We start from the raw sequence: 19,121 nt of genomic DNA, 5'->3' as shown, positions 1-19,121 counted from the left end.
GACTGCGCCGCGGTGTGCGCGGACTTCGCGTTCCGCACGTCCCGGGCGGCGGCCCGCACCTTCGCCTCGTCCGGCTTCTCGACGCTCCTGCTGCCGGTGGGATCGCCCTTGTACCTGTCCGCCTCCCTGCCCGCCCGGCTCACCCACGAATCGGCCGACGAAAGGCGGGACCTGGCCGAGGACAGGTCGGACCGGGCCTCCTTCGCCCTGGCGAGCGCCCTGTCCGCCAGGGCCTGCGCCCGCTCCAGCTTCGGCCAGTAGTCCGCGAGCGCGTCCCCGCACAACTCGTACGACTTCTTCAGCTTCTTCAGGTTCTTCGGAACGTCCTTGAACTGCTCCTTGAACACCTCCGCCGACTTGCCCGCCCACTGCAGCAGCGTGTCCTCGCCCGCCATGCCCTTCACCAGACGCAGTGCGTCGGAGACGTCGTCGGCGAAGCCGTGGAGCTGCGCGGCGAGCGTGCGGACACGCTGCGGATCCCCGGGCGTCGGGTCCCGGTCGAGGTCGAGTGGATGCCAGTCCGCCGGCCGATACCCCGCCATGTCCCCGCAACCCCCGTCGCCGACGTTCACTCATTGCGCGTGCGTTCGGGCAAAGGTACCGGAGAGGTCAGGAGCGGCTCGGGGTCATGTCCTGCAGGCCCACCACTCTGAGCAGTTGCAGGCGTTCGTGGGAGTCGGTGCCCGGACGGGCGGTGTGGATGACCAGTTGCTGGTGGGTGTCGGCGTTGTGGAGGACCTCGCAGTCCAGTTCCAGGAGTCCGACCGTGGGGTGCTGGAAGCGTTTGACGGTCGCACGCCGGACCGCCACTTCGTGTTCGGCCCACAGGCGGGCGAACTCCTCACTGCCCGCCAGGAGTTCGGCGACGAGGGCGGCTGGGGCCGGGTCGGCGGGGCGGGCCGCGGCCACCGCCCGGAGGCCGGCGACATGGTCCCGGGTGTGTGCCGGCCGGTCCTCCGGCGGGAACAGGTCGCGGGCCGAGGGGTCCAGGAAGTAGCGGCGGAGCAGGTTGCGCTCGTGCGGCGGACGGGCCAGGACGTCGCCGCTCAGCGCCCGCGACAGCGCGTTCTGGGCCAGGACCTCGCCGTAGTCGGTCGCCACCAGCGCCGGGGTGTCGTGCAGCCGGTCCAGGACCAGCAGGAGGCCGGGGCGCACGTGCGTGCTCGTCGCCTCCGGGCGCGGGGGTTCCTCGCCGGCCAGGTGGAACAGGTGGTCGCGTTCGTCCTCCGTCAGGCGCAGCGCGCGGGCCATCGCCGTCAGCATCTGGCGGGACGGGCGCGGGCCCCGGGACTGTTCCAGCCGGGTGTAGTAGTCCGCCGACATGCCCGCCAGGGACGCCACCTCCTCGCGGCGCAGCCCCGGGGTGCGGCGGCGGGCGCCCGGGGCCATGCCCACGTCGGCGGGGTCCAGGCGGGTGCGGGCGTGGCGCAGGAAGTCGGCGAGTTCGGGGCGGTTCACCCCTCCAGGGTCGCCCGGCCCGCCCGGCTTATCCAGGGACTGCCGATCCCCTGATCCGGAGGTCTCTCCCGGCCGTGCCCCGGGAGGCCGAGGGTGGTGGCGTCGAAGCGAAGCCACAGAAGGAGAGCGTCGTGATCACTCTTGTCACCGGTACGACCGGACAGGTCGGGCGGCGGTTCGTGCCCAGGCTGCTGGGGCAGACCCGGCCGGGGGAGCGGGTGCGGGTGCTCGTACGGGACGCGGCCCGCGGCGAGCCGTTCGCCGCCCTCGGCGCCGAGGTGGCCGTCGGCGACCTGCGGGACGAGGAGGTGCTCGGCAAGGCCGTCGCCGGGGCGGACGCCGTCGTGAACGTCGCCGCCGCCTTCCGCGGGGTGCCGGACGAGGAGGCCTGGGCCGTCAACCGGGATGCCGCGGTGGCCCTCGGCAAGGCCGCGCTCGCGGCCGGCGTACGACGGTTCGTGCAGGTCAGCACCGGGAACGTGTACGGCACCGGGCGTGGCCGCCCGCTCACCGAGGACGACGAGAGCCGGCCCGGCGGCGAGCTGTGGGGCGCCTACCCCGAGTCCAAGGCGGCCGCCGAACGGGACCTGCTCGCGCTGGCGGACGGCATGGAGGTGCGGATCGGGCGGCTGCCCTTCGTCTACGGCGAGCAGGACCCGCACCTCGCCGACGTCATGCGCTGGGCCGCGAACTGGGCGCCCGCCCAGCGGCTGCAGATGGCCCACCACGCGGACGTCGGCCAGGGCCTGATGCGTCTGCTGTACGCCCCGGCGGTGAACGGCCCGCTCTACAACATCGCCGACGACGCGCCCGTCACGACCGTGGAGCTGCACCGGCTCAACGGCATCGAGGTGCCCGCGGACCTGCACACCCGCACCGACCCCGACCCCTGGTTCGGGATCATGTCCAACCAGCGGATCCGCCGCGACCTCGGCTTCCGGCCGATCTACCCGAGCGTGTGGACCGCCCGCGACGCCGGCGCCCTGTGAGCGCCTGAGCGGCCGGGGTCCGTCGCGCCCTAGTCGACCCCCCGGATCCGCCCCACCAGCCCCGCCCCCGCCAGCCCGATCACCGCCGCCACCAGGTACAGCACCCGGTAGCCGCCCAGATAGGTCACGATCGGCGCGGCGAGGGCGGGCGCGGCCACCTGGGGCAGGGCGTTGGCCACGTTGATGACGCCGAGGTCCTTGCCGCGGTCCAGGGCCTTCGGCAGGACGTCCGTCATCAGGGCGAAGTCGACCGAGGTGAACACGCCGAAGCCGACGCCGAGGAAGGCCGCCGCGACGATCGCCCCCGGCCAGGTCTGCCACGCCGCCAGCAGCGCCGTGGCCGCCGCCATCAGCAGCCCCGACCAGACCACGAACGGCTTGCGCCGGCCCACCCGGTCCGACCAGACGCCGCCGACCACGACCGTGGCCATCAGCGTCAGCCCGTTCACCGCCGTCAGGATCAGCACGCCCTGGTCGGGGTCGGCGTGGTGGAGGCGGTCGCGGAGGTAGTACAGCAGGTACAGCAGCACCAGCGCGTTGCTCAGGTTGATCAGGAACCGGGTCAGCCAGGCCCAGCCCAGGTCCGGATGGCGGCGCGGGCTCAGCCAGAACCCGGTCAGGAAGGCCCGCCACGACCAGGGCGGCCGGTCCTGCGGGGCCAGCCGCAGGTCCGGGTGGCGGAGCACGTACGGCAGCACGCCCACCGCCGTGAACACCGCGCACGCCGCATAGCCCGCCCCGACGCCCCCGGCGGCCGTCGCCAGCCCGGTCCCGCCGACCACCCCGAGGATCTGCGCGGCGCCCAGCCAGCCGCCCACCGAACCCCGCTGGCTCCTGGGCACCTGGTCCGGCACGGCGGCCGTGACGGCCGCGAAGGCCACGTTCAGCGTCAGCTGGACCAGACACCAGCCCAGCACCAGCGTCCCCATGCCGCCGGCGCCACCGAGGAGCAGCAGGGACAACGCCCCGCCGGCCGTGCCGGCGACGATCCAGGGCGTGCGGCGGCCCCAGCGGGACGTCGTACGGTCCGACAGCGCGCCGAAGACCGGGTTCGCCGCCAGCGACACCACCGCGCCGACGCCGGTCACCCACGCCAGCATCGTCTCCTTCGACATCCCGGAACCGGGCGCGAAGTCCCCCGCCTGGGAGGCGAGGAGGATCTGGAGCGGGCCGTACCAGCCCACCCAGATCGCCCCGTTGGCGAGGCAGAGCGCCGACGCCCAGCCCCGGCCGACCCGCTCGGCCGGTTCGGCCAGCGCGGCCGGTTCCCGAGTCGTCATTCCCGCGCCCGGGACCGCTGCGCCCCGAGCAGGTCCCGGAACCAGGCGTACGACGACTTCGGCGTCCGCGCCAGGGTGTCGTAGTCCACGTGGACCAGGCCGAAACGGCGCGCGTACCCCTCCGCCCACTCGAAGTTGTCCAGCAGCGACCAGACGAAGTAGCCGCGCACGTCCACCCCGGCCTCCGCCGCCCGGTGCAGCGCCCGGATGTGGCCGTCGAGGTAGGCGATCCGGTCCTGGTCGTCGAGGCCCTCGTAGGAGCAGCCGTTCTCGGTGATGACGATCGGGGGGAGCCGGTCGCCGTAGCGGTCCCGGAAGCCGGTGAGGAGTTCGGTGAGGCCCTCCGGGACCACCGGCCAGCCGAAGTCGGTCACCGGCACGTCCTCGATGTCCTGCACCGAGAAGGGGAGTTCGGCCGGGAGGGTGAGTCCGCCGAACTCGATCTCGGTGCCCCGCGGGGCACCCACCTTCGTCGGCGCGTAGTAGTTGACGCCGTACCAGTCGAGCGGCTCGGAGATCACCTTCAGGTCCGCGGCGACGTCGCCCGGCATCAGGTCGCCCATGCCCTCCGGGTACTCGCCCAGCAGAACCGGCTCCGCGAACAGCCGGTTGAGCAGGAGGTCGTAGAAGCCGGCCGCCTCCAGGTCCGGCTGCTCCCCGGAGGCCGGCCAGGTGGGGCCGTGGGAGTTGGCGATGCCGATGTCCACGGCGCCCGCCGCGCGCAGCGCCCGCACCGCCAGGCCGTGGGCCAGGAGCTGGTGGTGGGCGACCGGGAGCGCGTCGAACATCAGCCGCTCGCCGGGTGCGTGGGCGCCCAGCGCATGGCCGAACAGGGTGTGCTCGGCGGGCTCGTTGAGGGTGATCCACTTCCTGACCCGGTCGCCGAGCCGGTCCGCGACCGCCGAGACGTACTCGGCGAACCGCGCGGCGGTGTCCCGCTCCAGCCAGCCGCCCTTGTCGTGCAGGGCCGCCGGCAGGTCCCAGTGGAAGAGAGTGGGGACCGGCCGTACGCCCGCCGCGCACAGCTCGTCCACCAGCCGGTCGTAGAAGTCCAGGCCGCCCGCCGAGCGCACCCTCGGCCAGGAGACCGAGAAGCGGTACGCGTCCACGCCGAGGCCGGCCAGCAGGGCCACGTCCTCGCGGTGGCGGTGGTAGTGGTCGCAGGCCACCGCCGCCGTCGAGCCGTCCTTGATGCGGCCCGGCCCGGCCGAGAACACGTCCCACACGGAGGCCTCGCGCTCGTCTGCCGCGCCCTCGATCTGGTGGGCCGAGGTCGACACACCCCAGAGGAAACCGTCGGGGAAAGCGGGGAGCGGGGGTATCGGATGGACCGCGTCAGTCGCCATGGCCGGGATCATCCTTACCACGAGTAACGGAAGTCAACGCCCCGGCGTGAACTGCCCGTTGCCGGATCCGTTCAGGCTCCCTCCTTCAACACCCGTGAGACCAGCTCGCGTTGCTCGGCGGTCAGCCGCGGATCGGCCGCGTACACCGTCCGGCCGTCCACCGTGATCCGGTACGCGAACCCGTCCGGCACCCCCTGCGGGGGCGTGCCCCGGCCGGCCGCGAGCGCGTGCTCGGCCAGGGCCTGCCACTCATGGGCGTCGGGCCGCCCCGAGGTGTCCACCTCGGCCTGCCGCTCGATGCCCGCGAACCCGCCCGTACGCCTCACCTGAATACGCATGGGTCCCTGTGTAGTACGGGATCAGCCGGTCTGCACACCCACCTGGGCCCACGCCTTGAGGACCGCCTCGGTCTCCTCGCCCTCCTTGAAGCGGGCCCTGGCGGCGGTCACGGTGAGCTTCGCGAAGTCCGTGAAGCGGGCGTCCGAGCGCAGCTCCCCGCCGGTGAGCACGTCGTACCAGATCAGCCCGGCCCGCTCCCAGGCGTTGCCGCCCAGGGCGGCGGCGAGCAGGTAGAAGGCGTGGTTGGGGATGCCGGAGTTGATGTGCACGCCGCCGTTGTCGCGGCTGGTCCTCACGTACTCCGCCATGGTCGCGGGCTGCGGGTCCTTGCCGAGGCGGGGGTCGTCGTAGGCCGTGCCCGGGGCCTTCATCGAGCGCAGCGCCACACCGCGTACGCCCGGGGCGAGCAGGCCCTCGCCGATCAGCCAGTCCGCCTGGTCGGCGCTCTGCCCGAGGGAGTACTGCTTGATGAGCGAGCCGAAGACGTCCGAGACCGACTCGTTGAGGGCGCCGGACTGGCCGTAGTACTCCAGGTTGGCGGTGTACTGGGTGACGCCGTGGGTGAGCTCGTGGCCGATGACGTCGACGGAGCTGGTGAAGTCGGTGAAGATCTCACCGTCACCGTCGCCGAACACCATCTGCTCGCCGTTCCAGAAGGCGTTGTCGTAGTCGCGGTCGTAGTGCACGCTCGCGTCGAGCGCGAGGCCGTTGCCGTCGACGGAGTCGCGTTCGTACGCCTTCAGGTAGAGGTCGAAGGTGGCGCCGAGGCCGGCGTAGGCGCGGTTGACGCTGGCGTCCTGACCGGGCTCGGAGCCCTCCTCGCGGACCTTGGTGCCGGGCAGATCGGTGCCGTGTCCGGCGTCGTAGACCGTGCGGCGCGGCGCGCTGTCCGGGGCCGCCGGGGCGGCGACGGCGGTCAGGGTGCGCACGGCGGTGACCCGGCGGCGGGTGCGGGCCGCGGAGTCGTGCTGCAGGGTGCGCAGCGCGGAGTCGGCGAGTGCGCCGTCCTCGTGCCGGGCCAGCTGGTCGAGGATGTGCGGCGGCACGATCCCGCAGAAAACGGGCGTGCGGCGGATGACGGGCTCAGAGCCCCCGTTGGTCGTCATGCACCGCACCCTCGCACTGGGTCACTCGACTGTCACTACCCGCAACCATGATTGATGAAATACCGCGACAATTGATGACTCTGCGTGAGCGGGAGTGGTATGGCGCACGTTTTGTCCTTTTCGTCCCCCCGGTCCCGCATACTGATACGGCGCCCCGCGTCCGAAGGGGCTCGACTAGCATGCGGAGCATCATGCGTTTCGGGCTGCTTCTTCTTAGCTGCCGCGGCGAGGGCCTGTAGTCCAGGTCGACTCCCTCCCCGCGGAGCTTCGTGTTGCGTCGTCGGCCGTCCTTCCGGACATCCTGAGGAGCCCCGCATCATGGCGAACCGCCAGCAGCCCACCACCATGCCGGTGCACAAGTACGGCCGCTACGAGCAGGTCGACATCCCGGACCGCACCTGGCCCCAGCAGCGCATCACCACCGCCCCCCGCTGGCTCTCCACCGACCTGCGCGACGGCAACCAGGCCCTGATCGACCCGATGTCGCCCGAGCGCAAGCGCCGGATGTTCGACCAGCTGGTGAAGATGGGCTACAAGGAGATCGAGGTCGGTTTCCCGGCCTCCGGCCAGACCGACTTCGACTTCGTGCGCTCGATCATCGAGGAAGAGGGCGCGATCCCGGACGACGTCACGATCTCCGTACTGACCCAGGCCCGCGAGGACCTGATCGAGCGGACCGTGGAGTCGCTGAAGGGCGCCCGGCGGGCCACCGTGCACCTGTACAACGCCACGGCTCCCGTCTTCCGCCGGGTGGTGTTCCGCGGCTCCAAGGACGACATCAAGCAGATCGCCGTCGACGGCACCCGCCTGGTGATGGAGTACGCGGAGAAACTGCTGGGCCCCGAGGCTGATGGGACGACGTTCGGCTACCAGTACAGCCCGGAGATCTTCACCGACACCGAGCTGGACTTCGCGCTGGAGGTCTGCGAGGCGGTGATGGACGTCTACCAGCCCGGTCCCGGCCGCGAGATCATCCTCAACCTGCCCGCGACCGTGGAGCGTTCGACGCCGTCCACGCACGCGGACCGCTTCGAGTGGATGCACCGCAACCTGTCCCGCCGCGAGCACGTCGTGCTCTCCGTCCACCCGCACAACGACCGCGGCACCGCCGTCGCCGCCGCCGAACTGGCGCTGATGGCCGGCGCCGACCGCGTCGAGGGCTGCCTGTTCGGGCAGGGCGAGCGCACCGGCAACGTCGACCTGGTCACCCTGGGGATGAACCTGTTCTCGCAGGGCGTCGACCCGCAGATCGACTTCTCCGACATCGACGAGATCCGTCGTACGTGGGAGTACTGCAACCAGATGGAGGTCCACCCGCGCCACCCCTACGTGGGCGACCTGGTCTACACGTCCTTCTCCGGCTCCCACCAGGACGCCATCAAGAAGGGCTTCGACGCCATGGAGGCCGACGCGGCCGCCAAGGGCGTCACCGTCGACGACATCGAGTGGGCCGTGCCGTACCTGCCGATCGACCCGAAGGACGTCGGCCGCTCCTACGAGGCGGTCATCCGGGTCAACTCGCAGTCCGGCAAGGGCGGTATCGCCTACGTCCTGAAGAACGACCACAAGCTGGACCTGCCCCGCCGGATGCAGATCGAGTTCTCCAGGCTCATCCAGGCGAAGACGGACGCCGAGGGCGGCGAGGTCACCGGTGCCGACATCTGGGCGGTCTTCCAGGACGAGTACCTGCCGAACCCCGAGAACCCCTGGGGCCGGGTGCAGGTGAAGGCGGGCCAGTCGACCACCGACACCGACGGGGTGGACACCCTCACCGTCGAAGCCACCGTCGACGGCGAGGACACCGTCCTGACCGGTTCCGGCAACGGCCCGATCTCCGCGTTCTTCGACGCGCTGCAGGGCCTGGGCATCGACGTACGGCTCCTGGACTACCAGGAGCACACGATGAGCGAGGGCGCCTCCGCACAGGCCGCCTCGTACATCGAGTGCGCGATCGGCGACAAGGTTCTGTGGGGAATCGGGATCGACGCGAACACGACGCGTGCATCGCTGAAGGCGGTCGTCTCCGCCGTCAACCGCGCGACGCGATAACCACTCTGACCGGCGGTTTACCGGCCCTGATCGCGCTGTACGGCGATCAGGGCCCCGTCGTATACCGGCCATCCGGCCGTGGAGGTCACGGAAAGGTCTCGTACGGGGTACTGACTCCACCTCACCGATGTGGCTAACATCACGCCAGCGGTGGCGATGTTGCCACGGCGTTAAGGAGGTGCGACGTGCTGCCAGTACGGGGACGAGACGGCCGAACCGCCGGGCCTGCCCGCATTCTGGGCACCCGCACCGCATGGACGCCCGTCGGCGACGGCGAGTTCTTCTGCCCCGGTTGCGGAGGCGACCGCAACTACCAGCGGCTCACAGGCCGTCGCCGCTTCACCCTGCTCGGCGTGCCGGTGCTGCCGCGCGGCACCACCGGGCCGGTCGTGGAGTGCGCCGCCTGCCGTCACCACTTCGGCACCGACGTCCTCGACCACCCCACCACCTCACGCTTCTCGGCGATGCTCCGCGACGCCGTGCACACCGTCGCCCTCGCCGTCCTCGCCGCGGGCGGCACCTGTGCCCGCACGTCCCTGGAGGCGGCCGCGGCAACGGTCCGCGCGGCCGGCTTCGAGGACGTCACCGAGGACGGTCTGAGCGCGCTCGTCGACGCCCTCGCCGCCGACACCGGCCGGGTCTTCGAGCAGCCCGGCGGGGCGAGCCTCGCGATAGAACTGCACGAGTCCCTCGACCCGCTGGCCCCGCACCTCGCCCCCGGCGGCCGCGAGTCCCTGCTCCTGCAGGCCGCCAGGATCGCGCTCGCCGACGGCCCCTACACCAACGCCGAACGCGAGGTCCTCGGCACGGTCGGTGCCGCCCTGACCATCTGTGCCGACGACGTGACCCGCCTGCTCGCCGCGGCCCGCACCCCCTCCTGAGCCGCCGGCCGGCCCGCCCCGCGAGCTGACGCAGCGCCAGAGCGCGGGACACGTTCGGCCGTTACGGGGATGCGGTGGAGACAACGGGGAGGAACATGGAAGGGTGACCCATGTGTCTCCTGTGACCCGTGCGAGCCGGATCTCCCTCGCGGCCGCCCTGCTGCTCGGGGCGTTCGCCGTAGAACCCAGGGCCTGGGCGGCCACCTGCAAGTCCGCCGTACCGTACGTGTCCGGCCAGGGGGGGTACGCCCAGTACCGCATCCCGGCCGCCGTCCGCACCCGGCACGGCACCCTGCTGGCCTTCGCCGAGGGCCGGCACAGCACCACCGGCGACAGCGGTGACATCGACGTGGTGCTGCGGCGCTCCTTTGACGGCGGCTGCAGCTGGGGCCCGCTGCGGGTGGTGGCCGACGGCAAGGGGAACACCCGGGGCAACCCGGCACCCGTGGTCGACCCGCGCACCGGCGACATCGTCCTGGTGACCTCCTACAACGACGGCTCGGTGAGCGAGGCGCAGATCATGCGGGGCCAGGTCACCAAGAAGCAGAGCCGCCGGGTGTTCGTGCAGCGCAGCAAGAGCGACGGCCGGTCCTTCACCGCCCCGCAGGAGATCACGGCGCAGGTGAAACCCGCCGGCTGGCGCTGGTACACCACCGGTCCCGGCCATGCCGTCGCCATCACCGAGGGACCGCACCGCGGCCGTCTGGTCGTCGCCGCCGACCACTCCGGCGCGCCGCGCACCGGTTCCTCCGACACCGGCCAGGAGGCCAGGTACTACGGCGGTCACGCCATCTACAGCGACGACGGCGGCCGCAGCTGGCACCTCGGCTTCGTGGACGACTCCTACACCGGCCGCGACAACGCCAACGAGACGACCGCCGCCCAACTCCCCGGTGGCCGCCTCTACTTCAATGCCCGCGACCAGAACGGCAGCAGCCCCGGCAACCGCCTCGACGCATGGTCGAGCGACGGCGCGCAGACCCTGGACGCCCAATTCACCGTGCAGCCGACCCTGCGCCGGGTCCCGGTGGTCGAGGGCTCGGTCCTCCAGCTCCTGGGCGACGAGGCCCCGTTGCTCTTCTCGGCCCCCTCGGTCCCCACCGCCCGCCAGGCCATGGCCCTGTGGACCAGCACGGACGAGGGCATCAGCTTCGACAAGCTCCTCACCCTGTCAAACCGGAAGGCGGCCTACTCGGACCTGGTGCAGCTGGACAGGCGCACGGTGGGGGTGCTGTACGAGACGGGGACCCGGACCGCGTACGACACGATCGAGTTCCGGCGGGTCGCGGCACCCCGGGAGTGAACCGCGGCCGGACACCGGTCGTCGCCGGAGACCGGCCGTCGCCGTGCTCCGGGCAACCGAATCCGCCCGGCCGGTGGTCTGGAGGGCGAGGGGGTGGCTGATGCAGGCCGAACTCGAGGCCCAGTTCCAGGAATTCGTCAGAGCGCGGTGGTCCCATCTGGTGCGGACCGCCTATCTGCTCACCGGCGACCCGCACCACGCGGAGGACCTCACGCAGACCGCGCTGGCGAAGGCGTACCGGTCGTGGCGCCGGGTCTCCGGCACCGACCGTCCGGAGGCGTACGTCCGCCGCATGCTGGTCAGCTGCAACAGCGACCGGTTCCGCAAACGGCGGGTCACGGAGTCGCTGACCGCCGCGCCGCCCGAGCGCGCGGGGCCCGACGACGCGGTCTCCCGGGCCGACGAGCGCGGCACGCTGCTCGCCGCCCTGGCGGACCTGCCCCCCAGACAGCGCGCGGTGGTCGTGCTGCGGTACTGGGAGGACCTGTCCGAGGCGGAGGTCGCCGACGTGCTCGGCTGCTCCCCTGGCACGGTCAAGAGCCAGGCGTCCAAGGGCCTGGCGAAGTTGCGTACGTTTCCGGGGCTCGCGCAGGCCATGAGCCACGCGGGTTCCGGACAGGGAGGCACCAGGTGAGCGGCGAGAACCAGGGCACGCAGGACGGGCCGGACTTCGAGGACCGGGTCCGGACACTGCTGGCGGGGGACGCCTCGGCGCTCCGGCCGTCACCGGTGCCCTATCCGGAGATCCGGCGGCGGGGCGTGCTGGAGCGCAGGCGGCGGCGCCTCGGGGTGACCGGGGCGGCGCTGGCGACGCTGGTGGCGGTGCCGGTGGGCGCCTACGCGATCGGCGGCGGCGGGGGCGGTGCGGTGAGCCCGGCGCATCCCGTGCCGTCCGTGCGGACCAGCGCGCGCCCGAGCCCGTCCGTGTCGGCGTCGGTACCCGTGCCGGGTCCCGCGCGGCCCGCCACCGCGGGGCAGCTCCTCGACGACATCACCTTCGACCGGGCGGCCGACGGGCTGGACCGGTGCATCGCCTACAACAAGGCGAATCACGTCGCCAAGGACCCGGCCTACCGCGACCTCGGCACGGCCGCCGACTACCGGATCGTCCTCGCGATGAAGGCCACCGGTGACGCCAACTCACCCGGCGACGGCTTCTCCGTGGTCGCCGTACGCGCGAAGCCGACACCGGCCCGGCTGATCTGCACGGTCAAGGACGGCGAGGCACAGGGGCTGAACACCAGCCTCGGCGACCCCTTCGGCGACTCCCTGACGGCCCTGGTCCCGGACATGAACGCCGGGAAGCTCCACCAGCAGTCCTACCTGGACAAGGGGCACTGGAAGCTGCCGTTCCGCTGGGGTGTCATCGGCAGTTACCGCAGCTCGGTCAGCAAGGTGACCGTCTCCTACGGGGGCAGCACGCGCCAGGCCGTGCTGGACCACGGCTGGTTCGTCGCCACCGGCACCCTGCACCGGCAGGTCACCGAGGCGCCCCGGCTCAGGGGCTACGACGGCTCCGGCAAGCTCGTCTACGACTCCGACCAGGACGACTCCTACGAGAAGACACTGCCCTAGGCCATGTCCGCCGTGACCGACCCGGAGGCCGGCCGCCCCGGCCTCCGACGCCGTGGGGGAGATCGGGTGACCGGCGTTCCTTCCGGGGTCTTGTCCCACACCATTGGTCCGGCCTCTGATGGTTTACGCCATTCGTGTTCGGTGTCTTGACCGCCCCGAAACCCCCTCTTATGGTCGCGCTTACACATGACGTCCGACGTCTCCTTTCCCCCACGCTGGAGGCACCGTGCGCGACGAGCCGGCCCATGTCCGCAGGACGTTCCTGAAAGGCGCCGGGGCCCTGAGCGCGGCCGCCTCGCTGACGGCCTGCGGCCCGAAGTCCACGATCGACCTCGGCGGCAACGGCACCGACCGCACCCTCACCGCCGTCATCGGCTACGGCAACGACGGCAGCTGGGACCCGACCCAGACGGCGTCCGCGTTCGCGATGGCCGCCAACAACCACATCTACGAGGGCCTCGCCGACACCGACCCGATCACCCGCGCCCCCTATCCGGCGCTGGCGACCCGGCTGCCCGCGGACCCGTCCGCCACCACCTGGCGGTTCACCCTGCGCCCCGGCGCCACCTTCCACGACGGGAGACCGGTCACCGCCGACGACGTGGTCTTCGTCTTCGACCGGATCCTCGACCCGGGCACCCAGACCCTCGCCAAGGGCTTCTTCGCGAGCTGGCTGAAGGAGGTCCGGAAGATCGACACCCGGACCGTCGACCTGGTCCTCGGGTTCCCCTTCCCGGACGGGATCGCCCGCCTCACCCTCGCCAAGATCATGCCGAAGCACGTGTTCTCCCGGCCCGGCGCGTGGGACGACGCGGTCAAGGGACTGGCGGTGGGGACAGGACCGTACCGGCAGACCGGACACCACCCGAAGTCCAACACCACCTTCGCCGCCCACGACGGATACAACGGCCCCCGCGCCCCCGCCTTCCGGCGGATGAACTGGCTGACGATCGTCGACGCGGCCTCACGGGTGGCCCGGATCTCCGGGGCCGACGCCGGCGCGCAGATCTCCGACAACATCCCCTACGCCAACGTCACCCGCCTCGAACAGGGCGGACTGTCGGTCGGCGGCGGCGCCGGGATGAACAACCTGTTCCTGATGTTCAACACCCGGCACCGGCCCTTCGACGACGTCCGGGTCCGCCAGGCCCTGCACTACGCCATCGACGCCGCGAAGATCGTCGAGGTCGCCCTCAAGGGCCACGGAAAACCGGCGACTTCGTTCCTGAACGAGACCAACCCGGCCTACCGCAGGGCGAAGACGGTCTACGCGTACGACCCCGACAGGGCCAAGGCGCTCCTCAAGGACGCCGGCGTCAGCGGGCTCCGGGTCGACATCCTCGCCGTCAACGTGAGCTGGATCGTCGACTGCCTGCCCACCATCAAGTCGTCCTGGGACGCGATCGGCGTGGCCACGACCCTGTCCCCGCAGGAGACCACGGCCGTGTTCACCAAGATGGACCAGAAACAGGACTACCAGGTCGTCGCCGCCGTCTCCAACCCCAACCAGTTCGGCCTCGACGCCGACCTGGTCATGCACTACAACTACGGCCCCGAGAACCTGTGGATGGGCTACGCCCGCTGGTCAGGCGACGCCGTCGCCAAGCGCCTCTTCAAGGACATGGACGCGGCCACCCGCGAACCGGACCCGGACAGGAAGAGGACGATGATCCAGGACTACGTCGACATCGTCGCCGAACAGGCGGTCCTCTACCCGGTCGTCCACAACGAGCTGATCACCGCCTGGGACCCGCGCAGGCTCACCGGCATAAGGGCCCAGCCGTACCCCGGCATCAACGTCCTGACGGCCAAGTGGGCCTGACGGCATGAACGCCGTCCTGCGCATCCTGCTGCGCCGCGTCGTCCTGCTGGTGCCGCTGCTCCTCGGCATCTCCCTGTTCGTGTTCCTGGTGATGCGCTTCTCCGACGTCGACCCGGCGTCCGCCTTCTTCCAGGGCGCCAACCCCACCCCGCGCCAACTCCACGACTTCCGCGAACGCAACGGCCTCCTGGACCCCCTGCCCCTGCGCTACGTCCACTTCGTCGGCGGCCTGCTCCACGGCGACCTCGGCACCAGCGCCCTCACCCGCACCCCGGTCCTCGACCAGGTCGCCACCGCCCTGCCGCTCACCCTCCAGCTGACCTTCCTCGGCCTCGGCATCGCGGTCGTCCTGGCGCTGGCCGGCGGTGTCACGGCGGCCATCCACCGCGACCGCTGGCCGGACCAGGCCGTGCGGGTGCTCTCGCTCGTCGGCGTCGCCGCCCCCGCCTTCTGGCTGGCGCTGCTGATGATCCAGTACCTGGCGGTCGACCGGGGCTGGTTCCCCTCCGGCGGGTACATCAACCCGGAGGACTCCGTCACCGGCTGGCTGAAGACCATGGCCCTGCCCGCCCTCGCGCTCTCCCTCCCGGTCGCCGCCCAGCTCACCCGGATCGTCCGCACCTCGGTGGTCGAGGAACTCGACCGGGACTACGTGCGCACGGCGATCGGCAGCGGCCTGCCGCCCCATGTCGTGGTCGGCCGCAACGTCCTGCGCAACGCACTCGTCAACCCCCTGACCGTGCTCGGCCTGCGGGTCGGCTACCTCCTCGGCGGCGCCGTCGTCATCGAGACCATCTTCGCCCTGCCCGGCATGGGCAAGCTGATGATCGACGCCGTGCAGAACGGCGACCCGGCCGTCGTCCAGGGCGTGGTCCTCACCACGGCGACCGGCTTCGTCGTCGTCAACCTCGTCATCGACATCCTCTATCTGCTGGTCAACCCCCGTCTGAGGGAGGCGACATGACGAGGTTCGACCGCCCGGCCCTCACCGCCGCCCTGGCCCGTCCCGGCGTACGGCTGCGCAGGCTGACTCCGCTGTCCAGGGTCGCCCTCGTCTTCCTGGCCGTGGTCGTCCTGGTGGCCGCGGCCGCTCCCCTCCTCGCCCCCGACGACCCCCTCGCCCAGCAGGCCCCCGCCGACGGCACCGGGCACCCCTCCGCCGGCCACTGGATGGGCCAGGACAGCCTCGGCCGGGACATCCTCAGCCGGCTGATGTACGGCGCCCGCTGGTCGCTGGCCATCGGCCTGGGCGCGACCGGCCTCGCCCTGGTCGCCGGCGCGCTGCTCGGCGCCCTCGCGGCCACCTCCCGCAAGGGCGTCGACGAGACGCTCATGCGCTGCCTGGACGTGGTGATGGCGTTCCCGGGCATCGCCCTGGCCGCCGTCCTGGTCGCCGTCTTCGGCGGCGGCATCACCGTCCTGATCTGTGCGATCGCCTTCCTCTTCACCCCGCCCGTGGCCCGCGTGGTCCGGGCGAACGTCCTCGACCAGTACGGCGAGGACTACGTCACCGCGGAACGCGTGATCGGCGCCCGCACCCCGCACATCGTGCTCCGCCACGTGGCCGTCAACTGCGCCGCCCCCGTCCTGGTGTTCTGCACGGTCCAGGTCGCCGAGGCCATCGTCTTCGAGGCGTCCCTGTCCTTCATCGGCGCGGGCGTACGGCCCCCGGACCCGTCCTGGGGCAGCGTCATCGCGGACGGCCGGAACATGGTGCTGACGGGCGGCTGGTGGGCGACGCTCTTCCCCGGCCTGCTGATCCTGCTCACCGTCCTGTGCCTGAACATCCTCTCCGAGGGCGTCTCGGACGCGTGGGCGTCACCGGCGCCGCGGGAGGTGGAGCCGACGGGGGGCGGCCCGGCCGGCCCGGCCGAGCGGGACGAGGTCCTGGAACTGCCCGGCCTGACGGAGGCGGGGGAGCGGCTCCGCGCCCGCGCCCGGCCCCCCGCTCCGGGCGGCCGGCCGGTACTGGCCGTGGAGAGGCTCGCCATCGGCTTCCCCGACCGCCACCGGGGCGTGGACATCGTCGACGCCGTCAGCTTCGAGGTGCGTCCCGGTGAGGTGCTGGGACTGGTGGGGGAGTCGGGCTGCGGGAAGTCCCTGACGGCACTCACGATCATGGGTCTGCAGCCGAGGACGGCAAGGGTGACGGGGCGGATCGTTTTCCGTCCTGGTGAGGGGACGAGCCACGAAGGGACGCGGGGCCGTACCCCATACGCGGCTGCCGCCGCGCGGGCGCGATCAACCCCCACCGGCCCGCGGCCGCCCGTGGACCTGACCACCCCCCACCGCCGCCTCCTCGGCCACGAACTCGCGATGGTCTACCAGGACGCCCTGTCCTCCCTGAACCCCTCCATGACGGTCAATGCCCAGCTCGCGCAACTCACCCGGCGCGGCGGCCACCGGCCCCCCGCCGAGCTCCTCACCCTCGTCGGCCTCGACCCCACCCGCACGCTCCCGGCCTACCCCCACGAACTCTCCGGCGGCCAGCGCCAGCGCGTCCTGATCGCCATGGCCCTCTCCCGCGACCCCCGCCTGATCATCGCCGACGAACCGACCACCGCCCTCGACGTCACCGTCCAGGCCCAGGTGATGGAACTCCTCCTGCGCCTCCGCGAGGAGCTCGGCTTCGCGCTGATCCTCGTCTCCCACGACCTCGCCCTGGTCGCGGACGTCACCGACCGGGTGGTGGTGATGTACGGCGGCCAGATCGTCGAGACCGGCGTCACCGCGGAACTGGTCGCCGCCCCCACCCACCACTACACGCGCGGCCTGCTCGGCAGCGTGCTGTCGCTGGAGTCCGGGGCCGAGCGGCTCACCCAGATCAGGGGCGTGGTGCCGTCCCCCGCCGACTTCCCGGCGGGCTGCCGCTTCAGCGACCGCTGCCCGGCGGCGAGCGAGATCTGCCGTACGACACCACCGGCCCTCGTCGGAGGCCCCGTCCACACCGCGGCCTGCCACCACCCGGCCGTCGACCTGGCGGCGAACACGGAGGCGGTGACATGAGCGCGGTGCAGCTGTCCGGCGTCCACGTGGTCCACCGGGCCCGCGGCGCAGGCCTGTTCGGCCGGGACCGGGTGTACGCGCTGACCGGTGCCGACCTCACCGTGGCACCCGGCGAGACCGTCGGGGTGGTCGGCGAGTCGGGGTGCGGGAAGTCGACGCTGGCGAAGGTGCTGGTGGGCGTCGAGCGGCCGACCGCCGGCACGGTCACCTTCCACGGCCGGGACCTGTGGTCGATGACACCGGGCGAACGCCGGTCGGCCGTCGGCGCGAGCACCGGCATGGTCTTCCAGGACCCGTCGACGGCCCTCAACCGCAGGCTGCCGGTCCGCCGTATTCTCCGCGACCCGCTGGACGTCCACGAACGCGGCACGAAGGGCGAACGGGAGGACCGGGTACGGGAGCTGATGGGCCTGGTCGGTCTTCCCCGGGCCCTCGCCGAGGCGCTGCCCGGCCAGCTCTCCGGCGGCCAGCGCCAGCGGGTGGCGATCGCACGGGCGCTGGCGCTCGACCCCGACCTGGTGGTGGCGGACGAACCGACCAGCGCGCTGGACGTCTCGGTCCGCGCCCAGATCCTCAACCTCCTCCTGGACCTGCGCGAGCGGCTCGGTCTCGCCCTGGTCTTCGTCTCCCACGACATCCAGACGGTACGGCGGATGAGCGACCGGGTGATCACCATGTACCTGGGCCGGATCGTCGAGGAGACCCCGGCCGCCGAGGTCACCGGCCACGCCCGGCACCCCTACACCAGGGCCCTCTTCTCGGCCGCCCCCGGCCTGCTCCGCCCGATCGACCCCATCCCGCTCACCGGTCCGGTCCCCTCGGCGACCCGGCCGCCGTCCGGGTGCCCGTTCCGCACCCGCTGCTGGCGGGCGGACGACGAGTGTGCCGTCCGCATGCCTGACTTCACGGCCGCGTCACGCCCCGGCCACCGCTACCGCTGTCACCATCCGTTGGAGGAGGACCAGCCGAGCCACAGCCCGCCCAGGGAGACCAGATGACGCTTCCCACCCCGCTGACCGGTGTCGTACCGCCCGTCTGCACGCCCCTGACACCGGACCGCGAGGTCGACGTCCCCTCGCTGCGCAGGCTCGTCGACCACCTGGTGACGGGCGGGGTGAGCGGCCTGTTCGTCCTCGGCTCGACCTCGGAGGCCGCCTACCTCACCGACCGCCGGCGCAGGCTGGTCACGGAGACGGTGGTGTCCCACGCGGCCGGCCGGCTCCCGGTGCTGGCCGGGGTGATCGACATGACGACACCCCGGGTCCTGGACCACGTCGCGTCCGTCACCGCCGCCGGCGCGGACGCGGTCGTCGTCACCGCCCCCTTCTACACCCGCACCCACCCCGCCGAGATCGCCCGTCACTTCCGCCTGGTCGCCGACCGGTCGCCGGTCCCGGTGATCGCCTACGACATCCCGGCGGCCGTCCACAGCAAGCTGCCCGCGGACCTGGTCCTGGAGCTGGCCGCCGACGGGGTGCTGGCCGGTCTGAAGGACTCCAGCGGCGACCTGGCCGGCTTCCGCGAGGTGGTCACCGGCAGCCGGGGCCTGCCCGGCTTCAGCGCGCTGACCGGCTCCGAGCTGACCGTCGACTCGGCCCTCGCGATGGGCGCCGACGGGGCGGTGCCGGGTCTCGCCAACGTCGACCCGGACGGCTACGTCCGGCTCCACCGGCTGTGCCGGGCCGGCGACTGGGAACGGGCGCGGGCCGAACAGGAGCGGCTGTGCGGACTGTTCGGGATGGTCCGGGCCGGCGACACCCGCCGGATGGGCGGCAGCTCGGCGGCGCTGGGCGCGTTCAAGGCGGCGCTGCATCTGCGCGGGGTCATCGCGTCCCCGGTCACGGCGGAGCCGCAGGTGCCGCTGTCGGAGGCGGAGACCGAGTGCGTGGGCAAGCACCTCGCGGCGGCGGGACTGATGTGACCCGGCGGCGGCCCGCAAGCGCGGATCCGGGCGCTCGTCCGGGACA

General features: G+C 72.2%; 17 protein-coding genes. 11 read left to right on the top strand and 6 right to left on the bottom strand.

The window, feature by feature from the left end:
- Window positions 1–542, bottom strand: a 542-nt coding sequence (locus tag ACFXI4_RS03855; RefSeq protein WP_384987891.1) for a putative T7SS-secreted protein, incomplete at its 3' end; no start/stop codon positions are given.
- A gap of 67 nt (window positions 543–609) precedes the next feature.
- Window positions 610–1,458, bottom strand: a complete 849-nt coding sequence (locus ACFXI4_RS03850) for a helix-turn-helix transcriptional regulator (RefSeq protein WP_384987889.1) — start codon at window positions 1,456–1,458, stop codon at window positions 610–612.
- A gap of 131 nt (window positions 1,459–1,589) precedes the next feature.
- Between ACFXI4_RS03850 and ACFXI4_RS03845 the strand changes: the two genes are divergently transcribed.
- Window positions 1,590–2,447, top strand: coding sequence for an NAD-dependent epimerase/dehydratase family protein (locus ACFXI4_RS03845; RefSeq protein WP_384987887.1), 858 nt, complete (start codon window positions 1,590–1,592; stop codon window positions 2,445–2,447).
- Between the two features lie 29 nt (window positions 2,448–2,476).
- On the opposite strand, the gene ACFXI4_RS03840 is transcribed toward ACFXI4_RS03845, so the two are convergent.
- The 4 genes from ACFXI4_RS03840 to ACFXI4_RS03825 all read right to left on the bottom strand — a co-directional run bounded on the left by ACFXI4_RS03840 (window position 2,477) and on the right by ACFXI4_RS03825 (window position 6,518).
- A complete protein-coding gene (locus ACFXI4_RS03840) occupies window positions 2,477–3,727 on the bottom strand; it encodes an MFS transporter (RefSeq protein ID WP_384987885.1) in 1,251 nt (416 codons plus the stop codon).
- Window positions 3,724–5,073 (bottom strand): GH1 family beta-glucosidase, encoded by a 1,350-nt coding sequence (locus ACFXI4_RS03835; protein ID WP_384987883.1) that lies wholly within the window; start codon window positions 5,071–5,073, stop codon window positions 3,724–3,726. Before ACFXI4_RS03835 ends, ACFXI4_RS03840 begins: the two co-directional genes overlap by 4 nt.
- A 71-nt stretch (window positions 5,074–5,144) precedes the next feature.
- A complete protein-coding gene (locus ACFXI4_RS03830; RefSeq protein WP_362720868.1) occupies window positions 5,145–5,411 on the bottom strand; it encodes a protealysin inhibitor emfourin in 267 nt (88 codons plus the stop codon).
- Between the two features lie 21 nt (window positions 5,412–5,432).
- Window positions 5,433–6,518 carry a M4 family metallopeptidase gene (locus ACFXI4_RS03825; protein ID WP_384987881.1) on the bottom strand — a complete coding sequence of 362 codons (1,086 nt, stop codon included), beginning with the start codon at window positions 6,516–6,518 and terminating at the stop codon, window positions 5,433–5,435.
- A 318-nt stretch (window positions 6,519–6,836) separates the two neighbouring features.
- Between ACFXI4_RS03825 and leuA the strand changes: the two genes are divergently transcribed.
- The 10 genes from leuA (at window position 6,837) to ACFXI4_RS03775 (ending at window position 19,075) form a co-directional block, all read left to right on the top strand.
- Entirely contained in the window at window positions 6,837–8,567 is a 1,731-nt protein-coding gene (leuA, locus tag ACFXI4_RS03820) for a 2-isopropylmalate synthase (protein ID WP_384987879.1), read from the top strand.
- Window positions 8,568–8,752: 185 nt separating this feature from the next.
- Window positions 8,753–9,448, top strand: a complete 696-nt coding sequence (locus tag ACFXI4_RS03815) for a TerB family tellurite resistance protein (protein WP_384987877.1) — start codon at window positions 8,753–8,755, stop codon at window positions 9,446–9,448.
- A 121-nt stretch (window positions 9,449–9,569) separates the two neighbouring features.
- On the top strand, window positions 9,570–10,751 hold the full coding sequence (locus ACFXI4_RS03810; RefSeq protein ID WP_384987913.1) for an exo-alpha-sialidase: 1,182 nt from the start codon (window positions 9,570–9,572) through the stop codon (window positions 10,749–10,751).
- Between the two features lie 100 nt (window positions 10,752–10,851).
- The gene (locus ACFXI4_RS03805) at window positions 10,852–11,385 is read left to right on the top strand and encodes a SigE family RNA polymerase sigma factor (protein WP_384987875.1); all 534 of its coding nucleotides are present in this window, start codon (window positions 10,852–10,854) and stop codon (window positions 11,383–11,385) included.
- Window positions 11,382–12,326 (top strand): hypothetical protein, encoded by a 945-nt coding sequence (locus ACFXI4_RS03800; RefSeq protein ID WP_384987873.1) that lies wholly within the window; start codon window positions 11,382–11,384, stop codon window positions 12,324–12,326. The genes ACFXI4_RS03805 and ACFXI4_RS03800 overlap by 4 nt, the downstream gene beginning before the upstream one ends.
- 226 nt (window positions 12,327–12,552) lie before the next feature.
- Entirely contained in the window at window positions 12,553–14,148 is a 1,596-nt protein-coding gene (locus ACFXI4_RS03795; RefSeq protein ID WP_384987871.1) for an ABC transporter substrate-binding protein, read from the top strand.
- Window positions 14,149–14,152: 4 nt separating this feature from the next.
- Window positions 14,153–15,112 carry an ABC transporter permease gene (locus tag ACFXI4_RS03790; RefSeq protein ID WP_362721873.1) on the top strand — a complete coding sequence of 320 codons (960 nt, stop codon included), beginning with the start codon at window positions 14,153–14,155 and terminating at the stop codon, window positions 15,110–15,112.
- Window positions 15,109–17,154, top strand: coding sequence for a dipeptide/oligopeptide/nickel ABC transporter permease/ATP-binding protein (locus ACFXI4_RS03785; protein WP_384987869.1), 2,046 nt, complete (start codon window positions 15,109–15,111; stop codon window positions 17,152–17,154). Before ACFXI4_RS03790 ends, ACFXI4_RS03785 begins: the two co-directional genes overlap by 4 nt.
- Window positions 17,151–18,152 carry an oligopeptide/dipeptide ABC transporter ATP-binding protein gene (locus ACFXI4_RS03780; RefSeq protein WP_384987867.1) on the top strand — a complete coding sequence of 334 codons (1,002 nt, stop codon included), beginning with the start codon at window positions 17,151–17,153 and terminating at the stop codon, window positions 18,150–18,152. The genes ACFXI4_RS03785 and ACFXI4_RS03780 overlap by 4 nt, the downstream gene beginning before the upstream one ends.
- Window positions 18,149–19,075, top strand: a complete 927-nt coding sequence (locus ACFXI4_RS03775) for a dihydrodipicolinate synthase family protein (RefSeq protein ID WP_384987865.1) — start codon at window positions 18,149–18,151, stop codon at window positions 19,073–19,075. The genes ACFXI4_RS03780 and ACFXI4_RS03775 overlap by 4 nt, the downstream gene beginning before the upstream one ends.
- The last annotated feature ends 46 nt before the right edge of the window (window positions 19,076–19,121 follow it).

The organism is Streptomyces sp. NPDC059224, assembly GCF_042754285.1.
GTDB lineage: Bacteria > Actinomycetota > Actinomycetes > Streptomycetales > Streptomycetaceae > Streptomyces.
Note: the sequence above shows the minus strand (reverse complement) of the source record. Positions and strands in the feature narration are given on the sequence as shown.